Annotated in this window: 18 protein-coding genes; 7 read left to right on the plus strand and 11 right to left on the minus strand. The window is 43.9% G+C overall.

Annotated features, from left to right (window positions below; genetic code table 11):
- Positions 1–42: 42 nt before the first annotated feature.
- From ACTXGL_RS05265 to ACTXGL_RS05290, 6 genes are all read right to left on the minus strand, one after another.
- Positions 43–681 carry an SDR family oxidoreductase gene (locus tag ACTXGL_RS05265; protein WP_443525346.1) on the minus strand — a complete coding sequence of 213 codons (639 nt, stop codon included), beginning with the start codon at positions 679–681 and terminating at the stop codon, positions 43–45.
- 275 nt (positions 682–956) lie between these two features.
- The gene (locus ACTXGL_RS05270; protein WP_102093310.1) at positions 957–1,406 is read right to left on the minus strand and encodes a YaiI/YqxD family protein; all 450 of its coding nucleotides are present in this window, start codon (positions 1,404–1,406) and stop codon (positions 957–959) included.
- Positions 1,406–2,758: a 5-(carboxyamino)imidazole ribonucleotide synthase gene (locus ACTXGL_RS05275; protein ID WP_443525348.1), complete on the minus strand. Its 1,353-nt coding sequence runs from the start codon at positions 2,756–2,758 to the stop codon at positions 1,406–1,408. The genes ACTXGL_RS05270 and ACTXGL_RS05275 overlap by 1 nt, the downstream gene beginning before the upstream one ends.
- Before the next feature lie 181 nt (positions 2,759–2,939).
- Positions 2,940–3,491 (minus strand): 5-(carboxyamino)imidazole ribonucleotide mutase, encoded by a 552-nt coding sequence (gene purE / locus ACTXGL_RS05280; protein ID WP_443525349.1) that lies wholly within the window; start codon positions 3,489–3,491, stop codon positions 2,940–2,942.
- A gap of 99 nt (positions 3,492–3,590) precedes the next feature.
- Positions 3,591–4,556: a metallophosphoesterase gene (locus ACTXGL_RS05285; RefSeq protein ID WP_443525350.1), complete on the minus strand. Its 966-nt coding sequence runs from the start codon at positions 4,554–4,556 to the stop codon at positions 3,591–3,593.
- A gap of 136 nt (positions 4,557–4,692) precedes the next feature.
- Positions 4,693–5,301, minus strand: coding sequence for a rhomboid family intramembrane serine protease (locus ACTXGL_RS05290; RefSeq protein WP_319051118.1), 609 nt, complete (start codon positions 5,299–5,301; stop codon positions 4,693–4,695).
- Between the two features lie 382 nt (positions 5,302–5,683).
- Between ACTXGL_RS05290 and ACTXGL_RS05295 the strand changes: the two genes are divergently transcribed.
- The gene (locus ACTXGL_RS05295; protein ID WP_443525351.1) at positions 5,684–7,381 is read left to right on the plus strand and encodes a hypothetical protein; all 1,698 of its coding nucleotides are present in this window, start codon (positions 5,684–5,686) and stop codon (positions 7,379–7,381) included.
- A gap of 461 nt (positions 7,382–7,842) precedes the next feature.
- On the plus strand, positions 7,843–9,423 hold the full coding sequence (locus ACTXGL_RS05300; protein ID WP_443525352.1) for an OmpA family protein: 1,581 nt from the start codon (positions 7,843–7,845) through the stop codon (positions 9,421–9,423).
- Positions 9,424–9,540: 117 nt separating this feature from the next.
- Here ACTXGL_RS05300 and nagZ read toward each other — a convergent pair whose 3' ends face one another.
- A complete protein-coding gene (gene nagZ, locus ACTXGL_RS05305; RefSeq protein ID WP_443525354.1) occupies positions 9,541–10,626 on the minus strand; it encodes a beta-N-acetylhexosaminidase in 1,086 nt (361 codons plus the stop codon).
- A gap of 585 nt (positions 10,627–11,211) precedes the next feature.
- On the opposite strand from nagZ, the gene ACTXGL_RS05310 reads away from it, so the two are divergent.
- Positions 11,212–13,422 carry a carboxy terminal-processing peptidase gene (locus ACTXGL_RS05310; protein ID WP_443525356.1) on the plus strand — a complete coding sequence of 737 codons (2,211 nt, stop codon included), beginning with the start codon at positions 11,212–11,214 and terminating at the stop codon, positions 13,420–13,422.
- Positions 13,423–13,990: 568 nt separating this feature from the next.
- Here ACTXGL_RS05310 and ACTXGL_RS05315 read toward each other — a convergent pair.
- Entirely contained in the window at positions 13,991–14,476 is a 486-nt protein-coding gene (locus ACTXGL_RS05315; protein ID WP_319051113.1) for an FKBP-type peptidyl-prolyl cis-trans isomerase, read from the minus strand.
- A 324-nt stretch (positions 14,477–14,800) separates the two neighbouring features.
- On the opposite strand from ACTXGL_RS05315, the gene ACTXGL_RS05320 reads away from it, so the two are divergent.
- Entirely contained in the window at positions 14,801–16,816 is a 2,016-nt protein-coding gene (locus ACTXGL_RS05320; protein ID WP_443525357.1) for a M61 family metallopeptidase, read from the plus strand.
- A gap of 171 nt (positions 16,817–16,987) precedes the next feature.
- Here the strand turns inward: ACTXGL_RS05320 and copM are convergent, their stop codons facing one another.
- Positions 16,988–17,854, minus strand: coding sequence for a CopM family metallochaperone (gene copM, locus ACTXGL_RS05325; protein WP_443525358.1), 867 nt, complete (start codon positions 17,852–17,854; stop codon positions 16,988–16,990).
- Positions 17,855–18,069: 215 nt separating this feature from the next.
- Entirely contained in the window at positions 18,070–18,681 is a 612-nt protein-coding gene (locus ACTXGL_RS05330) for an rRNA large subunit pseudouridine synthase E (protein WP_443525360.1), read from the minus strand.
- A gap of 455 nt (positions 18,682–19,136) precedes the next feature.
- Between ACTXGL_RS05330 and icd the strand changes: the two genes are divergently transcribed.
- Positions 19,137–20,396: an NADP-dependent isocitrate dehydrogenase gene (icd, locus tag ACTXGL_RS05335; protein ID WP_443525361.1), complete on the plus strand. Its 1,260-nt coding sequence runs from the start codon at positions 19,137–19,139 to the stop codon at positions 20,394–20,396.
- Between the two features lie 387 nt (positions 20,397–20,783).
- On the opposite strand, the gene ACTXGL_RS05340 is transcribed toward icd, so the two are convergent.
- Positions 20,784–23,003, minus strand: coding sequence for an NADP-dependent isocitrate dehydrogenase (locus tag ACTXGL_RS05340; protein ID WP_443525362.1), 2,220 nt, complete (start codon positions 23,001–23,003; stop codon positions 20,784–20,786).
- A gap of 606 nt (positions 23,004–23,609) precedes the next feature.
- Between ACTXGL_RS05340 and ACTXGL_RS05345 the strand changes: the two genes are divergently transcribed.
- Together ACTXGL_RS05345 and ACTXGL_RS05350 are read left to right on the plus strand one after the other, a co-directional pair.
- A complete protein-coding gene (locus ACTXGL_RS05345; protein WP_443525364.1) occupies positions 23,610–24,989 on the plus strand; it encodes a GNAT family N-acetyltransferase in 1,380 nt (459 codons plus the stop codon).
- A gap of 99 nt (positions 24,990–25,088) precedes the next feature.
- A complete protein-coding gene (locus ACTXGL_RS05350; protein WP_443525365.1) occupies positions 25,089–25,589 on the plus strand; it encodes a chorismate--pyruvate lyase family protein in 501 nt (166 codons plus the stop codon).
- Positions 25,590–25,810 lie beyond the last annotated feature (221 nt).

Consider the following 25,810-nt stretch of genomic DNA (forward strand, 5'->3'; position numbering starts at 1 on the left):
ATAGCTAATAGCTACCTATATGATAGTAGCTTATAAAGTACCTTATACGGTAGCGACTGCCTCATTGATGTCGATATCACCATTATGTAGATTGAATACCTTACCTATGGTGTTATCTGCTGTGAGTACAGCAGCCAATGTCGTCGCAACGTCTTCGATGGCATTTTCGCCAGAGCTGGTATCATTAATAGTAATTTTACCAGTACCTGCGCGCTCTTTTAGTGCACCCGGTTGTACAATCGTGTAATCAAGCGCACTGTTGACCAACCAATGGTCTGCATAATGCTTGGAGATATAGTAATCTTTTAGATCTGCAATACCAGGGTTTTCGTCCCATTTTTCGGTCTCTAGCGAGAATACAGAGCTGAGCATAATATAGCGTTTGATACCTTTGTCCTCAGCCGCCTGCATCGTTTTTACGGCACCGTGCAGATCAACTTCTAATACGTTTTTGCCACCAGATCCTGCCACAAAGTAGACCGCATCGATATCTTGATCCAATTGTTTTGCGATCGACTCTTTACTTGCCATGATATCTAAATCTAACTGAGTGTAATTGTTGCTATCAAATAACTTCTCTTCCTGACGGGTTGTTCCAATGACTTGATGATCATCAGCCAATAGCTGCTTAACCAAATCACCACCTACACGACCACTAGCACCGACGACTAAAACTTTCATAATAATTCCTATTTTTTATCTAAATTTTGTTGTTTGATTTTCTTATAGAATGTTTATACAAATACTATTTATATAAAAACTATTTATCTCAAAAACTGAATATAGCGTAACAAAAATAGGCAGCACGCTTCGTTATAAAGCGTGCTGATTGAATGGTGTTTGGTTATAGAGTGTATATGGTTTGCAAGGAAGTCAGCAAAGCTGAAGGGGTATCGTCCTAAAAGGGATTTGTTCTACGAGCATACAACAAATAACTGCCAAGGGAATGAGGAGCTCTAACGAACCAGACGATTGAGACCGTCAGCAAAAGCTTTTTTGTCACGGTCGCCATACGGTTTTTGTCCACTCATTTCTTGTAGCTCTAACACGCCAGTGCCTCGCATGGTGTCCATAAAATCACGCATGTTAAGCTTTTGTTTGATGTTGTTTTTATCATAAACCACGCCGCGCGTCGTCAGTACCATACCACCTTTGTCCAAGATGTCATTTGCCAAAGGAATATCACTGGTGATAGCTAAGTCACCTGCTTGTATCTGCTCAACGATATAATCATCAGCCTTATCAAAACCTGATGGCACCACAGTCATGACTAGTAGGGGCGATTTGCGTAGCTTGATCGGCTGATTGGCCACAAATATTGCCATAGTCTTGGTACGCTCAGCTGTTTTGATAATCAAGTCTTTGGCAATCAATGGCACTGAGTCGGCATCTACCCAAATTTGCATTATTTTTTGGCCTTCTCGGTATCTGATGAAGGGACTGATAGACGGTCTGGTTGGCTGTCTTTATTTTTCAACTCATCGTCTGTATTGTCATTCTGATCATCATTCGTAGCATCGCCTTCTACCGTTTTGGTTTGCACATTGACACTCGCATACTCTTTATCGAGCCCTACCTTATTCGGCAATATAGAAACCAGCTTTGCCATAGCAGGTTCTAAATCAGTTACGTCATTGGGCATTAACGTGATATGAGCAATCTTGCGATCGTCACGCTCAGCTTTGTGATAGCTATGATAATGAGCGCCATCGATATTTAGAACGGCACTGATATCAGGATACTGTCCCAATACATTGACCATAATTGATGGATGCACGTTATCTGTATCGCCTAGTGGTAAGTTGACTACGGCCCGGATATGGTTTTCGAATTGGCTAGTAATGGCGCCCTCGATACTCCAGTGACCAGAGTTGTGTACTCGTGGGGCGATTTCATTAGCCAATATCGTATTGTGACCACGAGCGTCTTTGGTGACAAACAGCTCAAGTGCCATGACACCGACATAGTCTAAGTGGTTCATGACTTTGGTAATGGCATCTGTTGCTTGTTCAAACAGGTGGCTTGTACCAACCGCAGGTGCTTGAGTTTTCGCCAAAATACCGTTGTGATGATGATTTTCGACCAAATCGTAGCAGCGTACCTGACCGTCTTGCGCTCGTGCGGCAATGATAGAAACCTCACGGCTAAAATTAATAAACCCTTCGGCAATCAGCGGCGCAGGCGTTGGAGTGAGCGAGCCTTTACCGCTGACCGCATCTTTTAGCTCAAGCCAAGCCGCCTTAATGTCGCTGTCTTGTTTGATGACGAATTGTCCTTTGCCATCATAACCTCCGCGACTGGTTTTCAGGACGATAGGCAAGCCCAACGTTTCACAAGCATGCTTGAGCTCAGTCTCGGAACTAACTTCCAGAAAAGGCACTGTCGCAATATCGAGCGTGTTAAACATCTGCTTTTCTTTTAGACGATCTTGAGCGATATCGAGAGCAATCAGTGGCGGGAACATGCCTTGCTTACTGCCAGATTTTGACAAGCCAACCAGTTGCTCGACCGTAGACGTTGGTGTGTTTTCAAACTCCAAGGTAAACACATCAGCGGCTGCGATAAACGCTTCTAATTGATCGCTATGAAAGACACGGCCGTATAAGCTGGCAGGGCATTCTGGGTTGTCTTCTAAGAATACGCATTGGTAGCCGAGTGGCATCGCGGCTTCGGCAAGCATCATACCAAGCTGACCACCGCCTAAAATACCGATGGTACGAATGGTTTGGGTAACAGGATAAGCGTTTGCTGTAGTCATGGCAGGCTCTTTGAATAAAAGTGAATGAGGTCTGATGTATATTAAAAGTTAAAACCCAATGGGTGAAAATAGGAAAAGGTGCACTGTATGCACCTTATCTTTAGTAGGACTGAATCAAAAATAAATAATAGCAGCCTTATGCTATCAAAAGTACTCGTCAATCTATATGCAATCGATACATTTAGGTATTGATAATACCAGGTATTGGGCTAGCAAGAATGGTGTCGGTTTGCGTCTGGCGCATGTGATCGAGCTTGGTCGCAATCGTATCATCATGTAGTGCCAATACCTGAATCGCAAGTAGAGCAGCATTGTAAGCTCCAGCAGACCCAACCGCCAATGTCCCAACCGCGACGCCTTTAGGCATCTGTACGATAGACAACAGACTGTCCCAACCACTCAGCATTGAGGATTTTACCGGCACCCCAAAAACAGGTAGTGGTGTTTGGCTTGCGCACATACCCGGCAGGTGAGCGGCACCGCCTGCACCAGCAATGATGACTTGCAGACCATTACCTTTAGCATTCTTGGCATAATCAAACAGTCTGTCAGGTGTACGGTGTGCAGAAACCACTTCACAATCAAAAGCAATATCAAAGTCTGCTAGCAATTGTGCGGCCACGCTCATGGTCGCCCAATCCGACTGCGAACCCATGATAATGCCAACTTTCGATTGACCAGCAGGAGAGGTGATAGGACCGTTCTGGTTAGCAGCAGTATTTGTGGTGCTCATGACTGGATATCCTCAAAAAGACCATCATACAAAAGTTTTGCTATAGTCGTAAAGCCAAGTTTGATTTTTAATACTTGCTTAGTATTAAGAGCCGCAACATCACTGGTTTATATCTGTTTTTTTATCATGATAATGCTGTACAAAATGAGACGCTGCTAAGGGTAGGGGCTGGTTGGTATCAAGCTGATAACAAGTGAGGTAACCACTATCTACAGCTGCCGAATAATCAGTACAAGCAACTTGTGGACTAAGCGGTGCGGGTGTACCTGTCAGCCAATAGTGACCGACAAACACAGGTTTATGTGTTTTGAGCGCAAAATCAATATTTTCAGCGAGTGCATTGGCCGGTATTTGTGCCATTGCTGATGAGGGTACGCGAGCAACCTCGCGAAGCGTACGTTTATTTAGCTCATCAAGCCACCAGCGTACCCGCACTCGCGAGCGCTTCGTGCCTTCTTTATCAACCATTACGATGCCGTCAGGCAAACCAGTTTCGACGCCCTTTAGTACGCGCTCCAATGCATCGAACTCGACAGTATCTTCTTTGGCAGTTGCGAGCAGACCGTCAGTAGTTAGGCAGTTATCATCAGTCAAAAACGGTTTGAGGATATCCATACTATCTACGTCCCAGCATGCATGTACAAAACAAGCATAGTCTGTCTCAATCCATAAAGGTATCTCATACAAACGCTGTAACCAATACTTATGTAGCTCTGAGCCAAACGCGGCCTCTGCTAAAAATGCTTCGTGCTGACGCTTATGTATAGCATTATGCGTTCGTAGATACTCAGTCTTATCATCAGGATTGAGCGTAGAATAAGCCAATGCATTGTATTCATGATTGCCCATTACTGCATCAGCCACGCCCGCATCTATCATAGAAAAGACAATCTCAAGCGTTGCCAACTGCTGCGAACCACGGTCAATCAAATCCCCAATGAACAATGCTTTATGGCCCGTAGGCGGGACAAAATGCTGACCATTATACTCGTAACCCAATTGGTTTAATAAACCGACCAGCTTATCTGCATAACCATGAATATCACCGATAATATCTATAATCATAACGAATAGTTAAATCTCACATATAAAAGTAAATGGTTGATAAACAGCTGGATGCTAAAGGTTGTTTATTCTGATGCTCTTCATTCTAATAATGCTCCTAATTCTAACAACGCTCTTCACTCCAAATAAAGTCAGTCTAAAAACCAGGCGATAATAGAGCATTTATAAAATGGGGCAGCACTTTGGGTTCCAAGATAATTGTGGCAACGACACCGAACGCGCCGCCCCACATATGGGCCATGTGATTGATATTGGAACCACCGCGTTTGTCAGCATAAATACTATAGAACACATAAGCGACAGCAAATAATATTGCAGGAATCGGAATAACGGCAAACAAATAAATGCGTTCCCATGGCGCTAGCAAAATGAAAGCGAATAAAACGGCTGATACGCCGCCTGAGGCACCAAGGCTTAAGTAACTGGCATTGTTTTTATTTTTCAGGTAGCTTGGAATCATGGCCACAACAATAGCCAACACATAAAAAACGACAAAACCATAGCCGAATAAGAATGAGCGATACAGACCTTCGATAGCTCGACCGAAGAAATACAGCGTAAACATATTGAAAAGTAGATGCATACTATCGGCATGAATGAAGCCATGCGTCACAAAGCGATCCCACTGTCCATTGTTTACAGCTGGTGGATAAAATATGAGTCGATTGAGTAGCTTTTTGTTTTGCCATGCCAACAAGCTGACAATAACCGTGATAATGATAATAAGGGTCGTATGGTTTAACAAAGGATAATCCTTAGGCCGCGCCTGATGTGTGACAATGCGATAAATGACAGTGTTCAAAACCTAAGCGCTAAGGCTGAATGAAAACTAAATATGACCGATAATTAACGTACTAATAATAAATCTAAGCTATTCGTAGAGTAATAAAACAATACTAACAGTAGTTATCAGGTTGCAAATGTTTATTATGTGACAAAACGATGCTTTTTTATGCTTTTATAGTGAGTAATGTAGCAGTGTATCATGTGAGTTGAGTAAACAATCTATAGATGCGGCATCTTAAGTACGATTAGGAAGGCAAGAGCAAAAAGCGAGTGTTATACATATAATTAAAGACGAGCAATTAACCTTTGTAAATTTCAAAAGCCGAACGAGGCGGTGACTTATGAGTATTATTGATCAATTAGAGCAGACGGTTACCCCAGCTGTATTGGGCGAGCGCAATAGTAGCGATAGTGTGGCATATATCAGTCTTCTGGAGCAATTTTATGCGGTCCTAGCTGCGCGTTTGGCGGTGCCGCAGGTTTATTCGCAATTGCTGCGTAACGATCAAGTAATAGCTAACGACAATATTCCTGAAAAGCCTTTATTTGAGCAGTTGTGGCATAGTGAGGTATTACAAAATACAATTATTCAAGAGCTGTCAGCCACACATCATATTGATGAGTCAGTCACTGCCCAATTACTGATCAATGCCGCACCCTTAGCGTATCGTGAGCTAAAGACACTTGCTAATGGGCAGTTTTTACCAGCATTTTTACAAGCAGAGCAGCCTTCGCTACGCCCATATCTACCCATATGGGCAAAACCAGTTATTACATCTACTCTAGACGTAGATAGTAAAAGTAATGTCAGTCAAGACATTCCGTCAGCTGCTATGGCGGATAACTCTATCGGACCATTGAGTGATAGTACGTCAACTATGTTAGATAGACTTGATGATCCCAGTCTGAACACCAGCACTGTTCCTACTATTACAGCCGCTGCAACTACAGACCCTGATGGCGGACAACCTCGTGTAGGATCTACTGACGGATTGGGTGAAGAGACTCGATTCGGTAGTGACGATGCCATTCATGCCAGTCCAGCAGCACATCATTTGGCAGAGAACGGCAGCCTGAAGCGAGAGCAAGTACGCACTCGTAATCAGCGAAACGATTTGCTGATACGGGTGTTTTTGTTGATAGTAGCACTTGCCGGGCTTGCGCTTGCTGCATGGGCATTGCTGATCAAGCCCAACAATGACATACCAGTAGAGCCTATTGCTGCTGCGCCTGCGATATCAGCGCCTGCACCCGAACCAGTAGTAGAAGCGATGACGCCTGTCGAGTTCATCATTGGTGTTGATGATAGCGGCAATCTCTATACTTGTAGTGCCACAGTCGGCGACGTAGGACTGCAAAGCACATTGCAGCAGGCACTCAATACAAGCTTTGGAGAGCAAGCAGGTATTTGTGAATTGACTATACAAGATGGGACAGCAACTACTATTGCTAATATGCCAGTGGACGTACTTCCTAACGTCTTAACCATGCTCAGATCAACGCCATTTGCACGTCTACAGTTACAAAACGAACGTCTTATAGTAGAGGCACCAGATAATATGCTACTACAGCAATTGGTGACAAACATACGCAGCTTAGTACCCGCTATGGCAGTTGATAGTACTGCACCGTTGCCACTACCTAATAATAACGCTGCATATGGTATGGGAAGTACTGATGGTGTGAACAATCAGTTTGATGGTGGAGCAGCCTCTAATAATCAGTATAGTAACGATGGTACTGGTAATGGCTCTGTAGAGTATCAAGCGCCTGACGATAACACTGGTGATCGCGTGATACCGGCGCCGCTACCTAATAATGGTAACAACAGAGGGCTCAATAACAATCCAAGCAGTAATAACCCAAACAGTGGGCTGCCTAACATACCAAGCAATAGCCCAAGTAGTATGTCTAATAACATGCCTAGCAGTGCTCCTTCTAATAATAGAACGAGCAGACCGTCAGGTCCTATCTCTGAATCAGAAGTAGATGACATGGCGAGCAGTGTCATCGTCGCTGAGCCTGCCCAAGTGAGATAGCTAAGAGGTCAAGGAGTCCAAAGGTCAAGTGGCTAAAAGAACAAGAGCTATAACGGCAAAAAGCAGTATAGGTTTCTATACTGCTTTTTGCCGTTATAGGTTAACAGTACCTTCTCTGTATATTCGAGAGATAAAGTTTTTAAATCTACACCGTTCGATATGAAAGCAAGCTCCAACAACTAATTGTTCAACTGTTATTGATATGTACCCAAGTGCTTGTATAGTTACGAGTACCAACTCAAACATTACTTAACGTATCATTTGTACAACAACGCATCGACTGTGAACCTTCTCTTAATAATTTTATAATGTTTGAAATAAAATGCAGTAGCGCGACTACAGTAGACTGACAACAGAATTTTTGCATAATGAATTTTGATGTCATGTTTTAGCTTTACTTGGCGGTCTTATGCATTGAGTAATCGGATGATACAAATAAAAATTAAGAGGAGAGTTATATTATGGATATTATCAGTCATTTGACACGTACGGTCAGTCCTGCGGTACTAGCGGACGATCATAGTCCTGCTAAGAAGAACCTGCTGGAACAGTTTTATGCGATTTTTGCCGCTCGCTTAGCGAATGATGAGACCTACAATCGCTTTGCCAATGAAAACATTGCGCGTGATGACGACGCCTTTTATAATCGCGTATGGACAGAAGGGGCTCATCGCGATCAAATCTCCCGTGAGCTTGCTCATGAACACAACGTTGACGAGACAGCCTCTCGTGGCTTAGTTGCGATGGCAGCACCACTTGCCTTTCATGAAATAAAAAGTCTGGCCGGTACTACGCCTGTACCTCAATTTTTAAGTAATAATCTGAGTAGCTATCAGCATCATATTCCTGCATGGGCAGCTGCTGTATTGCCTGCGAGCGCAGTTGCTGCTACACCCATGTCCGATACTGTCAGCACTGCACCGCTACACAAAGAAGAAGAACCACAAGGTAGCTTTATGAAAGCGCTACTACCGATTATTGGTTTGATTATTTTGGGGGCATTGGCTTGGGCCTTACTTCGAGGTTGCCAGGAAAATCCAGAGCCTGTTGCTACGCCAGCGACTACCATGCAGAAAGATGAGCAAGGCAATGAACAATCAGTGATGGCAGCTGATATTGAGCCTGCATCGTTGCGAATTGCTACTGGCGAAAATGGTACGCTTTACGCCTGCCGCATGAACGTAGGCAATGAAACGCTACAGACCAATGTAATGAATGCGCTAACTGGTGCATTTGGCGATGAAGCCAATAAGTGTCGCGCCGACGTTGATGATAACTTTGCCATAGACATGCCAGCTGCCGCTCAACTTGCCACTATATTACCTATCGTCAAAAATGTCCCAAATGCCAGTATGATTATTAAAGGCGATACCATCACGGTCAACGCACCTGACGATGCGGCATTGGCCCAATTAGTATCCGACTTACAAGCAGCTGCACCCGCAATGATGGTAGAGGCTGAAGGTCCATTAGACCTACAAGGTGAGATTGACGATAGTGTGGCTGCAGCAGATGTCGCAATGAACAATCTAGGTGAAAACCCAGATCCACGTGACGTTGCTCGTGCTTTGAGTATTCAGGTTATCAATTTCCAAGTGGATGAAGCTGTCATTCCTGATGTCAATAAAGCCATTTTAGACCGCGCTGCAAAAATCATTGACGACGTACCTGACTTGAACTTGATGATTATCGGTCATACAGACAGTCAAGCTTCTGATTCTTATAATATGGAGCTGTCTCGTGAGCGTGCTGAGTCAGTGAAAGAGTACTTAGTGGCTCAAGGTGTCGATGCAAGCAAGTTGACGACCAAAGGTATGGGTGAGTCAGATCCTATCGCAGACAATTCAACCGAGCAGGGTCGTTTCCGTAATCGTCGCATCGAATTTATGGTTAATGACGAGATGGTTGATCCAAACGATGGTATGACGATCAATAGTGATTCGTTAGACCCAGATTTGAATCCTTTAGACAGTAATAATGATGATTTGCTACCAGATGGTGATGACGCCACGCAAGATACGGTAGTAGATCCAACAAATTAATCTGCAAACCTCTGATCACACGATAGTTAAAAGTAAAAAACCGCCTTTATACAAAGGCGGTTTTATTTTATCAGCGCGTTAGTGGTTACCTATTACTGATTATCTATTATCGAATACCTATTTGTAATAAGTAGGGTCTATCGGTTCTTTTAACTCTCCAGTAACTTGCGTGTCAGCAGAGGCGTCAAAAAAGGTGTGAGTGACGTTATTCTTTGCTTGTTGCCAGTAATCAAAATGCTGGCAAGTAGATTCAAGATTGCCTTGCCATTCTGGTATATTGCCGCACATGGTTTTGATGCGTTTTTGATTGGGATAAGACAACTCCTGTGCCGCAGCAGCAGCCTCATGAACGGCCACGCGGTCATTACATACCAATGCAATATCGCAGCCAGCCTCAATAGCGGCCTTGACACGCGCGCTGACATCGCCAGCTGCCTGTGCCCCAGCCATCGACAAATCATCAGAGAAGAGTACACCATCGAACGCTAATTGATCGCGAATAATATCTTTTAGCCAAATTTTTGAAAACCCTGCAGGCTTATCATCTACTTGCGAGAAAATCACATGTGCTGGCATAAGGGCATCGAGCAGTGGTAGCGTTTGGGCAAACGGTTGCATATCACTATTGATGATCTCATCCAAGCTACGTGTATCGATGGCTTCTGACACATGAGAGTCAGGGGCAATAGCGCCGTGACCTGGGAAATGCTTACCAGTGGTGGCCATGCCTGCTGCTTTCATACCGCGCATAAACTGTGTCGCAAGTGCGATAATCGCTTGTGGCTCGTGATGAAAGCTACGGTCACCAATGACTTGGCTGATACCATCTCTGTCTAGTACAGGCGCAAAACTCAAATCAATCCCTACCGCCAATACTTCAGCTGCCATTAGGTAGCCGCAGTCATACGCACAGCTAAGTGCACGACTCGGATCTTGATTAAACAACTCGCCAAGTCTGCCCATTGCTGGTAAGGGGGTAAAGCCTTCACGTAGCCGTGCAACGCGCCCACCTTCTTGGTCAACACCAATCAATATATCGGGATTGTGATAACGTATATCGTCGCACAGTGTACGTACTTGGGCGGCATCGGCTACATTACGTCCAAACAGTATGACCCCGCCGACTTGTGCTTGTTTGAGTAAACTGACATCCTCAGCGGTCAGTGCGGTACTATCAATATCAATCATTAAAACGCCGTACATTGCATGATCCTTATTCTTCTTTATATTGTTATATTATGGGTCTGATGAACTCTAAATGTCTACTCACTCGCAGGCCATCGTCAATAGACTTTATTATGACAGCTATTATCAAATGAACCTAATGTACGAATTATAGACGTCAAATCAGTCTATTAATCATCATCGAATAGAGGTTGATAGTCTGCATTTGCTCTAAGTGAGAAAAGTGATAGAAAGTTTGGTATGTGTAGGCGTAGCGTGTAAGATTGCTTATACAGTTTGAGACAGTTCAGTATTATTGCTCATGATAATATTATTCAATTTAGAGTATATATTAGTGGGTAATAACAGTAGCTGTAAGCTTCAAAGGCTATAAAATATAAAGAGCTTCAAAAATAACATCGTTGTAAAAATTATGGAAAGATACAACGACAAAAAAATCTTATAACAATAAAAGTATAGAAGAGCGTAAGCTCAAGACGACGAGTAATGAAAATAATCAGTATTGATAGATAATCACAGATTCAGAGTTTTTAGATTTTAACAAAACAAACAATATCCCCAATTCCAAACAAATCACTAACTTCAAATAACTAGGTACATATGATGAAAAAACAACCAGCACAGTGGTTACTCAGTGCAGCGTCAGTGGGCATAGCCGGTATTATCCTGACACAAAGTTACGGTACTGCAGTCGCAGAAACCAATACAGGAAGTTTTGTTCAGACGCCTGAACAAAAAGTCACTACCCGCCAAGTCGCCGCCTTGCTGGATCGCAGTCATTACCTAAACCAGCCGTTAGATAGCAAAACGGGCAGCGAGATTTTATCAATGTATATTGATAGCCTTGATCCAAACCATACGTTGTTTTTGCAGTCTGATGTCGATGAGCTGAAAAAAAAGCACGCGGCTGATTTTGGCGCGCGTCTCAAACAGGGTGATCTATCCGCAGGGGTAGAAGTCTATGATCGGTATCGCAAACGCTCAAATGAATACTTTGCGATGGCAACGAAAATGTTAAAAACAGATATCGATCTGACAGGTAATGACACCATCATACTTGACCGCGAAAAACTGGGTCACTTCAAAACCAAAAAAGAACAACGAGACTACTGGGCGCGTCAGCTGAAATTTCAGTTGATGAGTATTACGCTAGGGCAAGAAGACGAAAAAGCCAAAGAAGCTGTGTTCTTAAACAATCCAGATATCACACGTGGTCAAGACTTAGTACGCAATGATGAGCGTACACCAAGTGAGATTTTGCAGAATCGTTTGTCACGTCAGCAGGAGCAGTTCAAACGCCTCAAAGACGATGAGATCATGGAAACCATCTTGAACACGGCAATGCTGACGTATGATCCACATAGCAACTACTATGCACCGATCCAAGCGACTGAGCTGCAAATCCAATCTAGCTTGCAGTTAGAGGGAATCGGTGTCTCTATCCGCCCTGATCGTAAAAACCCAGACTATACTCGTATTGTGACTTTGGTAGATGGAGGGCCCGCTGCCAAATCTGGTCAAATTAAGCCCAATGACTTAATCGTCGGTATCGCAAAAGATGGCGAGAACATGACTGACGTGGTCGGGTGGTCAACGCGTGAGATTGTCAGCTTGATTCGTGGTAAGCGTGGCACCTCGGTCACTCTTAAGCTACGTCAACCAAATACACCAGATGCTAGCGCCCGTACGGTTACTGTCGTACGTGACATTATTCAGCAAGAAGAGTCTGGCGTGACTCAGCGTGTGGTAGAGGTGCAGCGTCCTAATATAGATGAGACACCCAAACGTATCGGTGTGCTTGAAATACCAAGTTTTTACTTGAACTATCGTGCGCGCCGTAACGGTGAGGATTATCGCAGTGTCAGTATCGATACCGAAAAAGCACTGAAGGAGTTGAACAAAGAAAACATCGATGGCTTGGTTGTCGATCTACGCAACAACCCTGGTGGCTCTTTGGATGAAGTTGCCAAAATGCTCGGTATGTTTATTAAGAGTGGACCACTGGTACAAATTCGTGATAATCGCGGTAACATTCAAGTATACCGTGACAATGATGGTGGCGAGCAGCTGTATGATGGCAAAATGACCGTCATCACCAATTTGGCATCGGCATCAGCCAGTGAGATCTTTGCTGCTGCCATTCAGGATTATGGCCGTGGATTGGTCGTGGGTAGTACCACGACAGGTAAAGGCTCAGCACAGATTCAGCTCGATAGCTTGGCGCTGGGTTCTGCTACCTTAACTCAGCGTAAGTTCTATCGTATCACTGGCGGTAGTACTCAGAACAAAGGCGTGGTACCTGATGTTGAATTGGTCAACATCTATGACGACGCCACCTTTGGCGAGCGCGCGCAGAAAAAAGCACTACCTTGGGATACTATCAGAACGTCTCCTTATAAGCCTGAGGGTAAATTTACCAGTGATACGCTTGCAACACTCAATCAGCAGTCTAAGGTTCGCCAACAGAAAAACCCGCAGTTTACTTATCTATCGACACTCAATGACATACGTAACATGGATGATGAAAAGAAGCCTGTTCGTTTAGACATCAACAGCCGCCGCGCTAAAATGCAGCTCATAGAAAAGCGCTCATTAGAAGCAGAAAACAAGCGCTTGATCGCCACTGGTGAACGTCCATACTCTAACTGGAATACGTACCAAGCTGCAATGGATGCAAAGTTCGAAGAGCGTAGTCGCATGAAAGCTGGTGAGCGTCCAGAGTTACCAGAAGATGAAGCATTTATTAATGAAGCTGCTTATCTCATGCTTAGTGCTGAACATACAGCAATGCTAAGCCCGCAAGAAAAGCTATAACCAATTATAAGTAGCTATGATTTCCATGTAAGCATATGCTTACATGGATTGACGTTCAGACTACTTACTAATGATAGAGCAATCTGCGATTATAACTGTACGGCACGATTGAACGGAATGGTTCATTGATACTAGGGATTGGTATCTTAAGGTCGCATCAGGGATAAGTGGTTTGCTGATTAGGGATGATAAGGCTGGATGCCTGTCAGTTATGAGATACCCCGGGATTAGGTATCGCGTAACGCTAACATGGATGGTTGGTAATAAAAGCCGCATGACGCTTGTCGTTATGCGGCTTTGTTATGTCTGAAACTCATGAATACTCATTGGTTGTTATTTATAAATAGCACAATTGAGCTTGAACAAAGTCTGTTGAGTATTCAACTTTTCAGATCACTCTATTTACTTGGTAGATTATTTATTCGACAAAGCATCTATTTGATAAGTCACCGATGATGACACACGCATAAAAAAAGGTCAGTAGACATAGTCACTGACCTTTTTGATTGAGCGACAAGTCTAATAATAACTCATCACTCAATAGCTGTTCACTGTACTCTAGGAGAGATTAGTGCTCAACGCCACCTGCACCATGTACATGGCCGTGGTTTAGTTCGTCTTCAGTTGCTGCACGTACTTCTTGGATCTCAACATCAAATGTCAGACGCTTACCAGCCAATGGATGGTTTGCATCAACAGTAACTTCTTGCTCGTTCACGTCAGTTACAGTAACTAGCATAACTTGACCACCAGCTTCTGACTGGAACTGCATACCAGGCTGAATGTCATCAACGCCTTGGAAGTTCTCACGTGGTACGTGCTGTACTGCTTGCTCTTGATACTCACCGTAGCCATCAGCAGGCTCAACAACTGCGTTGACTTTTTCGCCAGCAGATTTGCCTTCTAATTGTGCTTCTAGGCCTGGGATAATGTTGCTGTGACCATGTAGATAAGCAAGTGGCTGACCTTCTGGTGATTGGTCAAGGATATTGCCTTCGTCGTCTTTTAGCGTGTAGTTAAATTTGACGGCAGTGTCTTTTGCGATAGTAGTCATAAAATATCCTAAATATATCTATGTAAAAAATTAAATGCGGTTGCAATAAACCTAAAAAAGCCAATCAGCAAGCCAAATAGCCACGATATTAGTCAATTATCATCAGTTTATTAAAGTAACTTTAGCAGTTAGCATCTTTAATTGAGATGGGTCACATGAGTTTCAAGGCAAAAAACATAAAAAAAGCCAATTAATGCCCCAATTTACAATAATAACTGTTATTTTCTATAGTTGATGGGTAGCTATGGGCTATTTAAGGTTTGGGAGTTGCGTTTTTTAGAACTGGCTTCTACCATAATGATAAAAATAAGGAAGAGAGAGACGATGACTTCATTTACCAATACTGCCAACAATCAACCAACGAGCGATGTGTCCATCAGCCACAATGATGCCAAGCGACTGCCCTTGATCAGTTATCGGTTCGATTTTGCGCGTTTTTCTGAGCATTTGGTTGATGTGTCACTGACCTTTACGACAACCTCAGCCGCGCCTCAACTTTGGCTACCAGCATGGATACCAGGCAGTTATTTGATGCGTGAGTTTGCCCGCAATATTACTGCGGTACACTATCAAATCATAGACAGCCAAATAAAAGAGGGTGACGAGTCCTCCAAGACTTATCGCGCACAAAAAATAGATAAACATACGTGGCAACTCCCAGCTGTACAGGCAGGACAAACGGTAAATGTCGCGTACGAAGTCTACTGTTATGATTTATCAGTGCGTACGGCGTATGTTGACCAGCAGCGTCTGTATGGTAATTTTACCTCGCTCGCACTCGCAATTGATGGACAAGAGCTGGAACCCGTACAGGTCAGTTTGATTGTACCTGCGGCATTTTTGCTAGATAAAAAAGAGAATAATGTACTCTTGGCGTGTGGTTTGGCAGCTACTCATCTGCGTGTTGAAGGTCAGGACACAGATGGACAGCACAGTTATCAGTTACAGGCAGACAACTACCACGAGCTGATCGACTATCCTTTCGAGATTGCAGAGCAGCAAAAATTTGATTTTATTATCAAGGATAATCAGCATGAGACGCTGCAGCACAGTTTTTATCTCTCAGGTAAGCATAGCGCCAACATGGGCAGGCTACAGCAAGATGTCACTCAGATTTGCCAGACTTATCTAGACTGGCTGGGCGATGCGCCATTCAATGATTATACTTTTATGACCTTTGCCAGTGGTCAAGATTACGGCGGGCTTGAGCATATTAACTCTACTAGCCTGATTACGCCGCGCCGTGACTTACCAAATATGGATGAGCCAAAACTACCCAGTACCGATTATCAACGGTTCTTGGGCTTATGCAGTCATGAGTATTTTCACTCGTGGTGGGTCAAAACAGTGCGTCCCGATGTCATGATCGATGTTGATCTACGCCGCGAAGCATTTACGCCTCTGCTTTGGGTGTTTGAAGGATTTACCTCTTATATCGATGATTTTATGCTGCAGGCGTCTGGTGTGATCGACAAGCCAAGCTATCTGAGATTATTGGCAGAACAAATCAATCGTTACTATCAAACACCTGGTCGCAGCAACCAAAGCGTGGCAGAGTCGAGTTTCGATGCGTGGATCAAGCTGTATCGTACTGACGAAAATACGGGCAATGCAGGTATCAGCTACTACAACAAAGGTGCGCTAGTGGCATTGTGTTTGGATCTGATACTGCTAAAAAACACTGATGGTCGCTATCGTCTCTTTGATGTGGTCAAAGCGTTCTATACTCAAGCCAAGCAAAAAGACAATAAACGTATCGGTATCAGTAGTGCCGATATGGGTACGGTGATTGGGCAGTTCATGCCGCTAGCAGAGTGGGAGGATTTTGAGCATCGTTATGTTAATGGAGTAGAGGAGCTACCCATTGAGACGTTGCTAATCGAAAACGGTATCAAAATACAGGCAAATAAAAAGGAAGTGGCTGATAAACATGTGCCTTGGGGCATGCGCTGTAGCGAAACGCCAGTCGGACTCAAGGTCAATCGTGTGATGCGTGGTAGCGTGGCTGCCAGAGCTGGCATCTCAGCACATGACATCATTGTTGCGATTGATGGTATAAAAGCAGACAGCAAGCAGTTAGCTTCGCTTAGTAACGCTAAGCGTCCTATCGAGTGTTACTTGTTCCGCCGTGATGAGCTGATGTGTGTTCAAGTACAACCAACTAAAGCGCATCAAAAAGACAGCATAGATAGCAATGATGCTAGCGAAAAGTCATTCCCTCACAAGATCGGTCTATGCTTAGCAAAAGAAGGCAAGGCTTTACAAGGCAATGGCGATGAGGCGCAAGCAGAAGCAGGCTGGGAGATGTGGCTAAATGTTATGAATCATCAGTCAGATTAGATGTATCAAGTGGTGTGTCAACATTAGGTGCGCTAGTATAGCTCGCGATACGCAACGCCATTCATAACCTATACCGCACCGACAAATGCTGCACTGACGATAATCCCCCAACAAGCAATAGTGCTTGTTGGGGGATTGTCATTAGTAGCTTACTGCTTCCCGATATTCTTACTACTGTGCCTCAGTACTTTTATCAACACGGTTATTATCGGTGTCTTCACTGTCCGAACTTTCGTTTTCAGTAGACTGGCTATCAGGATCCATAACGTCAGTGCTGTTCTTAGTGCTATTCAAAACTTGAAGCGCTGCAATCCAATTTTGCATGATATCAATTTCTGCTTGTTGTGTATCGATAATACTCTGTGCCAATTGGCGCATTTCCTCATCGGTGCCGTACTCGAGCTGGACTTTTGCCATGTCTACTGCGCCAATATGATGCGGTAACATACCCCGTGCAAAGGCCATATCAGGCATAGGATCGGCAATACCTAATGTCATATCACCATGCATATCTTCCATGCTTTTGGCATATGCCTGCTGCATGGCAATCGTATTAGGCTTAGGTTTGGGTGCATCAGGGTGGCTGGCTAGCCATTTATTTAGAATATCAATCTCAGCTTGCTGTGCGGTGATAATGCCTTGAGCAAGCTGGCGCATAGCCTCATCAGTACCGTATTTTAACTGGATTTTTGCCATCTCTATCGCACCGCGATGATGCCCAAGCATACCTTTGGCAAACGCAGTATCAGGGTCGTTATAACCCATTCCAACCAGCATCTCAGCATGCATATTGGTCATGGTTTTCTTGTAGTCTCTAAGAATATCAGTCATCTCGGAACCATCCGCGACGTTTACATCGTCTTGTAATGTATCCTCGCTCATGCCGTCATGCTCAGCATGAGTAGTATCAGTCACTGGTGACGTGCTTTCTTCAACGGGTGCTGGTTGATTGTTCTCTGCTGCTGGTTGACACGCGCTCAGAAAAAGCGCCGCGAAAACGCTGGTAGCCAACAAAGCAAAACGATGAGAAGCAATCATGACATATTCCTATTATAAAATAAGACGATAAATGGATAAGACCCACTTGATACAACTAATGGCTATACATAACCAATGACGTGCCGAATTTTAGCAGATAAACCTTACCCATTCGAGACGCTATGTTTAATAGGTCGTAATATCTTTAGATTATATGAAATTATATATCGGTAACTGAGCAACGAGCAACTCAGCAACAGACAGCTAAGTAGTGTTCACTGATTGATAATACCCAATTGCTGATAATGTGCGCTATCTAAGGAGATGCGCACAAACTCACCAACCCCTAGATTGTCAAGTTCAAACCCTGCAACCGACCAACGGATCAAGCGTAGACAAGGTAGACCAACATGAGCAGTCATGCGTCTAACTTGACGGTTTTTACCTTCGTAAATCGTCATCATCAGCCATGAGTCCGGCACACTTTTACGCTCACGTATCGGTGGGTTACGCTGCCAGAGCATCATTGGCAACTCATCTTCACGGACGTGTTTAACAGTGGCGGGCAGGGTCTTACCATCTTTTAGAATCACGCCTTTACGCAGTTTGCTCAGTTGCTCGGTAGTAGGAATCCCCTCGACTTGTACTAAGTAAGTCTTACCTTGCTTGCGTCCAGCATTGGCCTTGGGTGGATGAGTGATTGCTTTATTGACACGCCCATCATCGGTCAAAATAAGTAGACCCTCTGATGTGGCATCAAGCCTACCTGCCACACGTAAAGACTTATCGGTAAAGTACTCAGATAGGGTAGTGTGATCGTTATTGCTGTCATCTCTGAACTGACTTTGCACGCCATAAGGCTTGTTGAATAAAACGAGACTAGACATAAAACGATATTTCCTAGTATTTGGTGAGTGGTGGTCTATTGTAGCCTATGTCTTATAAGGTCACGCCAGTATTGAGTAATCGGCATTAAACAATCAGCATAGCCGTCTTGTCAGTGACAGAATAGATGTCGCATCATCCGCTACAAAAGTAGGACAGTGGTCATATAGGTTTATTGCTATTCTAAATCCATATCTCAATAGTGGTTTTTTGTATTTTTGGCGAGATAAGCATTCAGTTTGATTGCGATGTTACTTTCGTTTTAGCTTTTGTCGCTTAAAACTATTTTTAGTACGGTTCAAACCAATGATACCAGGACTACAGTTATCGCAGCTTTGCTCAGTTAATATTTGTTCAAATCATAAGTTTTTAAGCGTTATAACGATAAAAAACCGTTGGCATAATAGCGTGTTCAAATCATTTTCGATCTATAACAGACAACCAAGGAGTATCATCTATGTCATATGATAAGGTTATCGTACCAAGAGACGGCGAAAAAGTGACCGTAAATGCTGATTTGTCGTTAAACGTCCCCAATCATCCGATTATTCCGTTTATTGAAGGCGATGGTATCGGGGTAGACATCACACCCGTCATGAGAAAGGTGGTCGATGCTGCGGTCGATAAAGCCTATCATGGCAAAAAATCTATTGTGTGGATGGAAGCGTATCTCGGCGAAAAAGCGGCCAAGATATACGACGGTGATTATCTACCAAGTGAGACGTTAGAGATTTTAAAAGACTATGTCGTTAGTATCAAGGGCCCATTGACCACGCCAGTGGGTGGTGGCTTTCGCTCACTCAATGTGGCAGTACGTCAGGAGCTCGACCTATATGTTTGTCAGCGTCCAGTACGTTGGTTTGAAGGCGTGCCAAGCCCGGTTCAGCATCCTGAGCTGACAGATATGGTTATTTTTCGTGAAAACTCAGAAGACATCTATGCTGGCATCGAGTGGAAAGCAGGTAGCGAGGATGCTAAAAAAGTTATTAAATTCCTAAAAGAAGAGATGGGCGTGACCAAGATTCGTTTTGATGATAACTGCGGTATCGGTATCAAACCTGTCTCAAAAGAAGGCTCCCAGCGTCTAGTACGTAAAGCAATCCAGTATGCTATTGATAATGATTTGCCAAATGTGACACTGGTACACAAAGGCAATATTATGAAATTTACTGAAGGGGCATTCAAGGATTGGGGCTACGAGCTGGCAGCAGAGCGCTTTTGTGCTGAGCTATTAGATGGTGGCCCATGGATGACGATAAAAAACCCAAAAACCGGCAACGACATCATTATCAAAGATGTGATTGCTGATGCGTTTCTGCAACAGATTTTGATGCGTCCTGCAGACTATTCTGTAGTCGCAACGCTCAACCTAAATGGCGACTATATCTCTGATGCGCTAGCGGCTGAGGTCGGCGGTATCGGTATTGCGCCAGGAGCGAACAAAGGCGGTGCTATCGCAGTATACGAAGCGACACATGGTACCGCGCCCAAATATGCTGGTCAAAACAAAGTAAACCCAGGGTCATTGATACTATCTGCTGAGATGATGCTACGTGACATGGGCTGGTGTGAGGCGGCTGATCTTATCATCGACGGTATCAAAGGTGCGATTGCAAACAAAACAGTGACGTATGATTTTGAACGTCTCATGCCCGACGCTATCTTACTCAGTACCTCTGAATTTGGTAAAGCAGTCATTAAGCATATGGATGCTTAGCGATATACGTGCTGCGCCATAGAAGTTTTAAATCATATAAGTGCTCACAGCACCGCGTTCTATTAAACATCATTAAAAGCCATTTGCTGACGTAGGTGGCTTTTTTTTGTGTACTTGAAAACTGAAAAGGTAGAATAAAGCTAATAATTATGGTTTTGAGTATGAAAGGTGAACGATAAGGTCAACCTTTTACATAGGGTAATGTATAAAAGCGAGCGTTCCATATTTTTAGAGCGCGCATAAAAAACACCTCAATGTCCTAAGACCATTGAGGTGTTTGATTTACAATGACTGTAAATAGCATAACCATAACCGGCATAACTAACTTTGACTTTAAAGACTAAAGACAATTATGCTCAATTATCTCGGCACAGCTATTTAAACAAACTATAGCGATGCCAATGCGTCGTTAAACAATTTGCTTGGACGCATTACTTGTGTCGCCAGTTTTTCGTCAGCATAGTAGTAGCCTTTGATATCTACAGATTTGCCTTGAGCATCATTGAACTCTTTGACGATAGCCGCTTCGTTGTCTTGCAGATTTTGCGACAGCTCTGCGAACGTCGCTTTTAGTTCCGCGTCTCGATCTTGCGCCGCCAGCTCTTCTGCCCAGTACATGGCAAGATAGAAGTGACTACCACGGTTGTCCAGCTCGCCTGTCTTGCGTGATGGCGACTTGTCGTTCAATAGCAACTTCTCAGTTGCGGTATCTAACGTGTCAGCCAACACTTTGGCTTTGGCATTCTTATCATTTGTCGCCAGATGATCCAGAGACTCTGTCAATGCCAAGAACTCGCCCAAAGAATCCCAACGTAAATGGTTTTCTTCTGTGAGCTGCTGAACATGCTTTGGTGCAGAACCGCCAGCGCCTGTCTCAAACAAACCGCCGCCTTTCATTAATGGCACAACCGATAGCATCTTGGCACTGGTACCTAGCTCTAGGATTGGGAATAAGTCAGTGAGGTAATCACGTAAGATGTTACCAGTAGCAGAGATGGTATCAAGACCACGAGCGACACGCTCTAGGGTATAACGCATGGCGCGAACCTGAGACATGATTTCGATATGTAAGCCATTAGTGTCATGATCTTTTAGATACGTTCTGACCTTTTTGATCAGCTCGTTCTCATGTGGACGGTATGGATCTAACCAGAAGATAACTGGTGTATCTGAATCGCGCGCACGGCGTACCGCAAGTTTTACCCAATCTTGGATAGGCTCATCTTTGGTCTGACACATGCGCCAGATATCGCCTTTCTCAACGCGCTTTTCTAGCAATACTTCATCGGTATCCACATCTACAATGCGAGCAGTACCCGCATCGCTAGATTCAAATGTTTTGTCATGTGAACCATATTCTTCAGCTTTTTGAGCCATCAAGCCAACGTTAGGCACGGTGCCCATTGTTTTTGGATCAAAGTTGCCATGCCACTTGCAGAAATTAATCATCTCTTGGTAGATACGAGCAAAGGTAGACTCTGGCATAACGGCTTTACAGTCATACATTTTGCCGTCTGCACCCCACATCTTACCACCTGAGCGAATCATCGCTGGCATAGAGGCATCAACGATGACATCACTTGGCGAATGGAAGTTGGTGATACCTTTTGAAGAGTCCACCATCGCCAGACGCGGGCGATGCTCTTGACAGGCATGTAGGTCGCGCTCAATCTCTTCGCGTTTTGATGATGGTAGGGTTGCGATTTTGTCGTATAGATCTGCCATACCGTTGTTTACATTTATGCCTAGCTCATCAAAGAACTCGCCATGCTTTTCAAAAGCTTCTTTATAGTAAATACGTACCGCGTGACCAAATACGATAGGGTGTGACACCTTCATCATGGTGGCTTTTACGTGCAGTGAGAATAGAATACCAGCTTCGCGGCAGTCTTCCATTTCACGCTCATAAAAATCTAGCAACGCGGCTTTGCTCATAACCATCAAATCGATGATTTCTTTATCAAGTAGCGCAAGTTTAGGTTTTAATACTTTTGTGGTGCCATCATCAAGTAGTAGCTCCATACGTACGGTACGGGCTTTGTCTAGCGTGATTGATTGTTCGCCATCATAGAAATCGCCACCATGCATGTGTGATACATGCGTGCTTGACCACTGTTTCCATTCGCCCATAGAGTGCGGATGTTTTCGGGCATAGTTTTTGACTGCTTTTGGCGCGCGGCGATCTGAGTTGCCTTCACGAAGTACTGGGTTGACAGAGCTACCTAGGCTCTTGCCATAGCGCTTACGCAATTCTTTTTCTTCATCAGTTTGTGGATCTTCTGGGAAGTCAGGTAGTGCAAAGCCTTTGCTTTGTAATTCTTTGATAGCGGCTCTAAGCTGCTGTACAGAAGCACTGATGTTAGGTAGTTTGATGATATTGGTGTTTGGGTCTTGAGTCAGGCGACCAAGCTCAGCTAAGTTGTCAGGAACACGTTGCTCTTCAGTCAAGTACTCAGGGAACTCGGCCAATATACGCGCGGCAACAGAGATATCACTGCTCTCAACAGAGACGCCTGCAGTTTGCGTAAACGCTTTAATAATAGGTAAAAAAGATAGAGTCGCCAGCGCTGGGGCTTCGTCAGTTTTTGTATAAATAATTTTTGACATTTTATTTAGATCTTCCTTTAGTTGTCGTTAATAATAAAGCTCAAATACAGTGTTGAAGATGGGTCAATGATACTATGCAATAATGAATGATATCGTTCGATCAAGTACGTTGTATGTAGCTGCTTAGCAATATTCAAGTTAGCAATATTCAAGACGGGTAAAGCATTTTCTTTTAATAATATTTATTCAAGCAGCACTCTTAGGCAATACGTCAACTGTGATGCGATATTGCTTAAGAGTCATTCACTGACGGTATATTATAATCAATCCACTATAAATCCAATAGGTTGTCAATCATATACGATGAACTAAGTATACTGTTTTAATCCATATCCTATGATTTCTAATTGTACTAAGCTAATAACAACCTTATTCTACCAGTCATCGGCTTCGATATCATCTTTTCCATACAACTACTGTCTTTTTATGGGCTTTTATATCGACCCAAATGCTACAGCAACCGCGTAATAAAAAACCATCGACCTCTCAATCGGTGGTTTTTTTATTACGCCGCAATAATTTTTGCAAATTGTGACAGCAAAACTGCAAAAGTTTGCTAGGCTAGGTCATCAACAGATAGATTATCTATATATAGCGACGATGAATATGAGTTTAGAGTATGCGCTGATCAATGATACCAGTTGGCAGAGCCAGACAGAATGGCAAACGCCAGATACCCCTTTTATGTCATTTGAGTTTTGGCAAGCTTTGACTGACACTGGCGCGATTGGTGAGCAAGCAGGCTGGCTACCAATATTTATTTTGGTACATCGAGTCGACGATCATGCTGATAATGAAGACAGTACCGATGGCTCAGTAAGCAGCACTGCAAACAATGCATGGCAACCTGTGGCCGTGATGCCTGTATTTATAAAGGGTCATCATCGGGGTGAGTTTGTATTTGATCATTCATGGGCGGAAGCTTACGCGCGCTATGGCGTAGATTATTATCCGCGTTTGGTCACCAGCGTGCCCTATACACCGATTACGGGTCAGCGTCTTTGGATAGCAAAAGGGCAAACCCTAAACGACGATATCCTCAAAACAGCCATTGCAGGTATCGACGATATTGCCCAGCAAGTGGGTGCCTCAAGCTGGCATGGGCTATTTGTCACTCCTACGCTGGCATCTATTGCTACCACCTCTATGCCTACTGAAGTTGATGTAGAGCGTGCGATAGTCGCACAAGAGAGTGGTATTGATGCCGTGCCTATCGAGATGCCTATACTCGAGCGCCAAGGCTGCCAGTTCTTATGGCAAAACAAAGACTTGCTCAATAACAGTCAACCATTTGCTGATTTTGATGCGTTTTTGATGACGCTAAAAGCCAAAAAACGCAAAACCATTCGTGCCGAGCGCCGTAAAGTTGCAGAGCAAGGTATCACCTGTGAGCGAAAGTGCGGCGATGCAATCAGTGAGGCAGACTGGAAAGCTTTTTATCATTGCTATGTCATGACCTATGCGGTGCGTGGACAGCAGCCTTATCTCACGCTAGACTTTTTTATGGCATTGGCAGCGAGTATGCCTAGACATATTATGCTCGCACAAGCGTTTGATGCTAGTGGTGAGATTATCGCGAGTAGTCTGTTCTTATATGATGACCCTGATAGCGATAATCAGAATCCTGATAGCGACAATGTTGATGTTAGTGATAATGCAACCTTGTATGGTCGATACTGGGGTGCGCTAGGGGAGTATGACAGTTTGCATTTTGAGCTATGCTATTATCAAGGTCTTGAGTTTGCCATCGAGCAGGGGTTGACGTTTTTTGATCCTGGGACACAAGGAGAGCATAAACTGGTTCGAGGATTTATTCCAACAACGACGCACTCTATCCACCGTATTTATGATCCGCGGTTTGTACCTGCGATTGGTGACTTTTGTATGAGAGATCGGATGCATATGGCACAGTATCGCAAGCAGGCGTTTGAGGCGCTACCTTTTAACGCGGATAATATGCCTGATTTTAATAGTAGCAACTCATAGCAGTCACTTATAACGGCAATCAGCCATGGTGAATGCTGCTTCTACGCGCAAGCACCTTTTAACTATCAAATACCTATCAAAGCGTACCAGCTATCAACTATGACCTGTAACCAGTCTCATTCTACTCATTATCTACCACCTACCGAGCTGTTACCTTGGCTGGGTGCCAAAGGCTCTCTCACTGCTATGCTAGAAGAGAGGGCAGGGCAGCCACTGCGGGTAAAACGTAGCTTTGAGGGCTATCGACAGCTGTCTTTAATGCAAAAAAAGCAACTGGGTATCATAGGTGGTATGTTAGGACGACCGCTGCTGGCATGGGTGCGTGAAGTACACCTCTATGGCTGTGACGACGCGCCATGGGTACAAGCCCAAAGTATCTTTCCTCTATATAGTTTGCAGGGTCAGGCACGTCGTCTTCAGCAACTAAAAAACACCCCTATCGGCTATGTACTATTCAAGCGCTGCCGTACCTTGCCGAACGAGCGTTTTATTAGCCATACGAGTGACGGTTGGCAACGGCAAACGCGTTATGACTGGTATGGCCGCACACTCATGATTAGCGAAACGTTCTTGCCTGCGTTTTTATCTAAAGATCTATAAAAATATTTCATGCCTTTATCAGTATGAAAAGGCAGTCAAGCGAAAATTCTCAATGGGTAAATCCTTTATTTTGTTGGCTATTTAGCTGCGTTATATGACCATTTAATTCGCTCATCTTAAGGTGAGGTTTTTTTGCGCTCATCGCACAAATTTTCATGTTACACTTAATCTTTCGCAGTGATATCGATGCAAATGTATATCGATTTTATTGACGAATCAGT

The organism is Psychrobacter sp. T6-6 (assembly GCF_052258185.1).
GTDB lineage: Bacteria > Pseudomonadota > Gammaproteobacteria > Pseudomonadales > Moraxellaceae > Psychrobacter.

Coding starts and splice junctions, on each gene's coding strand:
- nagZ (WP_443525354.1), bottom strand. CDS start 10,626: ATGTACGGCGTTTTAATGATTGATATTGATAGTACCGCACTGACCGCT.
- ACTXGL_RS05345 (WP_443525364.1), top strand. CDS start 23,610: ATGAGTTTAGAGTATGCGCTGATCAATGATACCAGTTGGCAGAGCCAG.
- ACTXGL_RS05330 (WP_443525360.1), bottom strand. CDS start 18,681: ATGTCTAGTCTCGTTTTATTCAACAAGCCTTATGGCGTGCAAAGTCAG.
- ACTXGL_RS05315 (WP_319051113.1), bottom strand. CDS start 14,476: ATGACTACTATCGCAAAAGACACTGCCGTCAAATTTAACTACACGCTA.
- ACTXGL_RS05295 (WP_443525351.1), top strand. CDS start 5,684: ATGAGTATTATTGATCAATTAGAGCAGACGGTTACCCCAGCTGTATTG.
- purE (WP_443525349.1), bottom strand. CDS start 3,491: ATGAGCACCACAAATACTGCTGCTAACCAGAACGGTCCTATCACCTCT.
- ACTXGL_RS05300 (WP_443525352.1), top strand. CDS start 7,843: ATGGATATTATCAGTCATTTGACACGTACGGTCAGTCCTGCGGTACTA.
- ACTXGL_RS05275 (WP_443525348.1), bottom strand. CDS start 2,758: ATGACTACAGCAAACGCTTATCCTGTTACCCAAACCATTCGTACCATC.
- ACTXGL_RS05340 (WP_443525362.1), bottom strand. CDS start 23,003: ATGTCAAAAATTATTTATACAAAAACTGACGAAGCCCCAGCGCTGGCG.
- ACTXGL_RS05285 (WP_443525350.1), bottom strand. CDS start 4,556: ATGATTATAGATATTATCGGTGATATTCATGGTTATGCAGATAAGCTG.
- ACTXGL_RS05265 (WP_443525346.1), bottom strand. CDS start 681: ATGAAAGTTTTAGTCGTCGGTGCTAGTGGTCGTGTAGGTGGTGATTTG.
- copM (WP_443525358.1), bottom strand. CDS start 17,854: ATGATTGCTTCTCATCGTTTTGCTTTGTTGGCTACCAGCGTTTTCGCG.
- ACTXGL_RS05270 (WP_102093310.1), bottom strand. CDS start 1,406: ATGCAAATTTGGGTAGATGCCGACTCAGTGCCATTGATTGCCAAAGAC.
- ACTXGL_RS05320 (WP_443525357.1), top strand. CDS start 14,801: ATGACTTCATTTACCAATACTGCCAACAATCAACCAACGAGCGATGTG.
- icd (WP_443525361.1), top strand. CDS start 19,137: ATGTCATATGATAAGGTTATCGTACCAAGAGACGGCGAAAAAGTGACC.
- ACTXGL_RS05310 (WP_443525356.1), top strand. CDS start 11,212: ATGAAAAAACAACCAGCACAGTGGTTACTCAGTGCAGCGTCAGTGGGC.
- ACTXGL_RS05350 (WP_443525365.1), top strand. CDS start 25,089: ATGACCTGTAACCAGTCTCATTCTACTCATTATCTACCACCTACCGAG.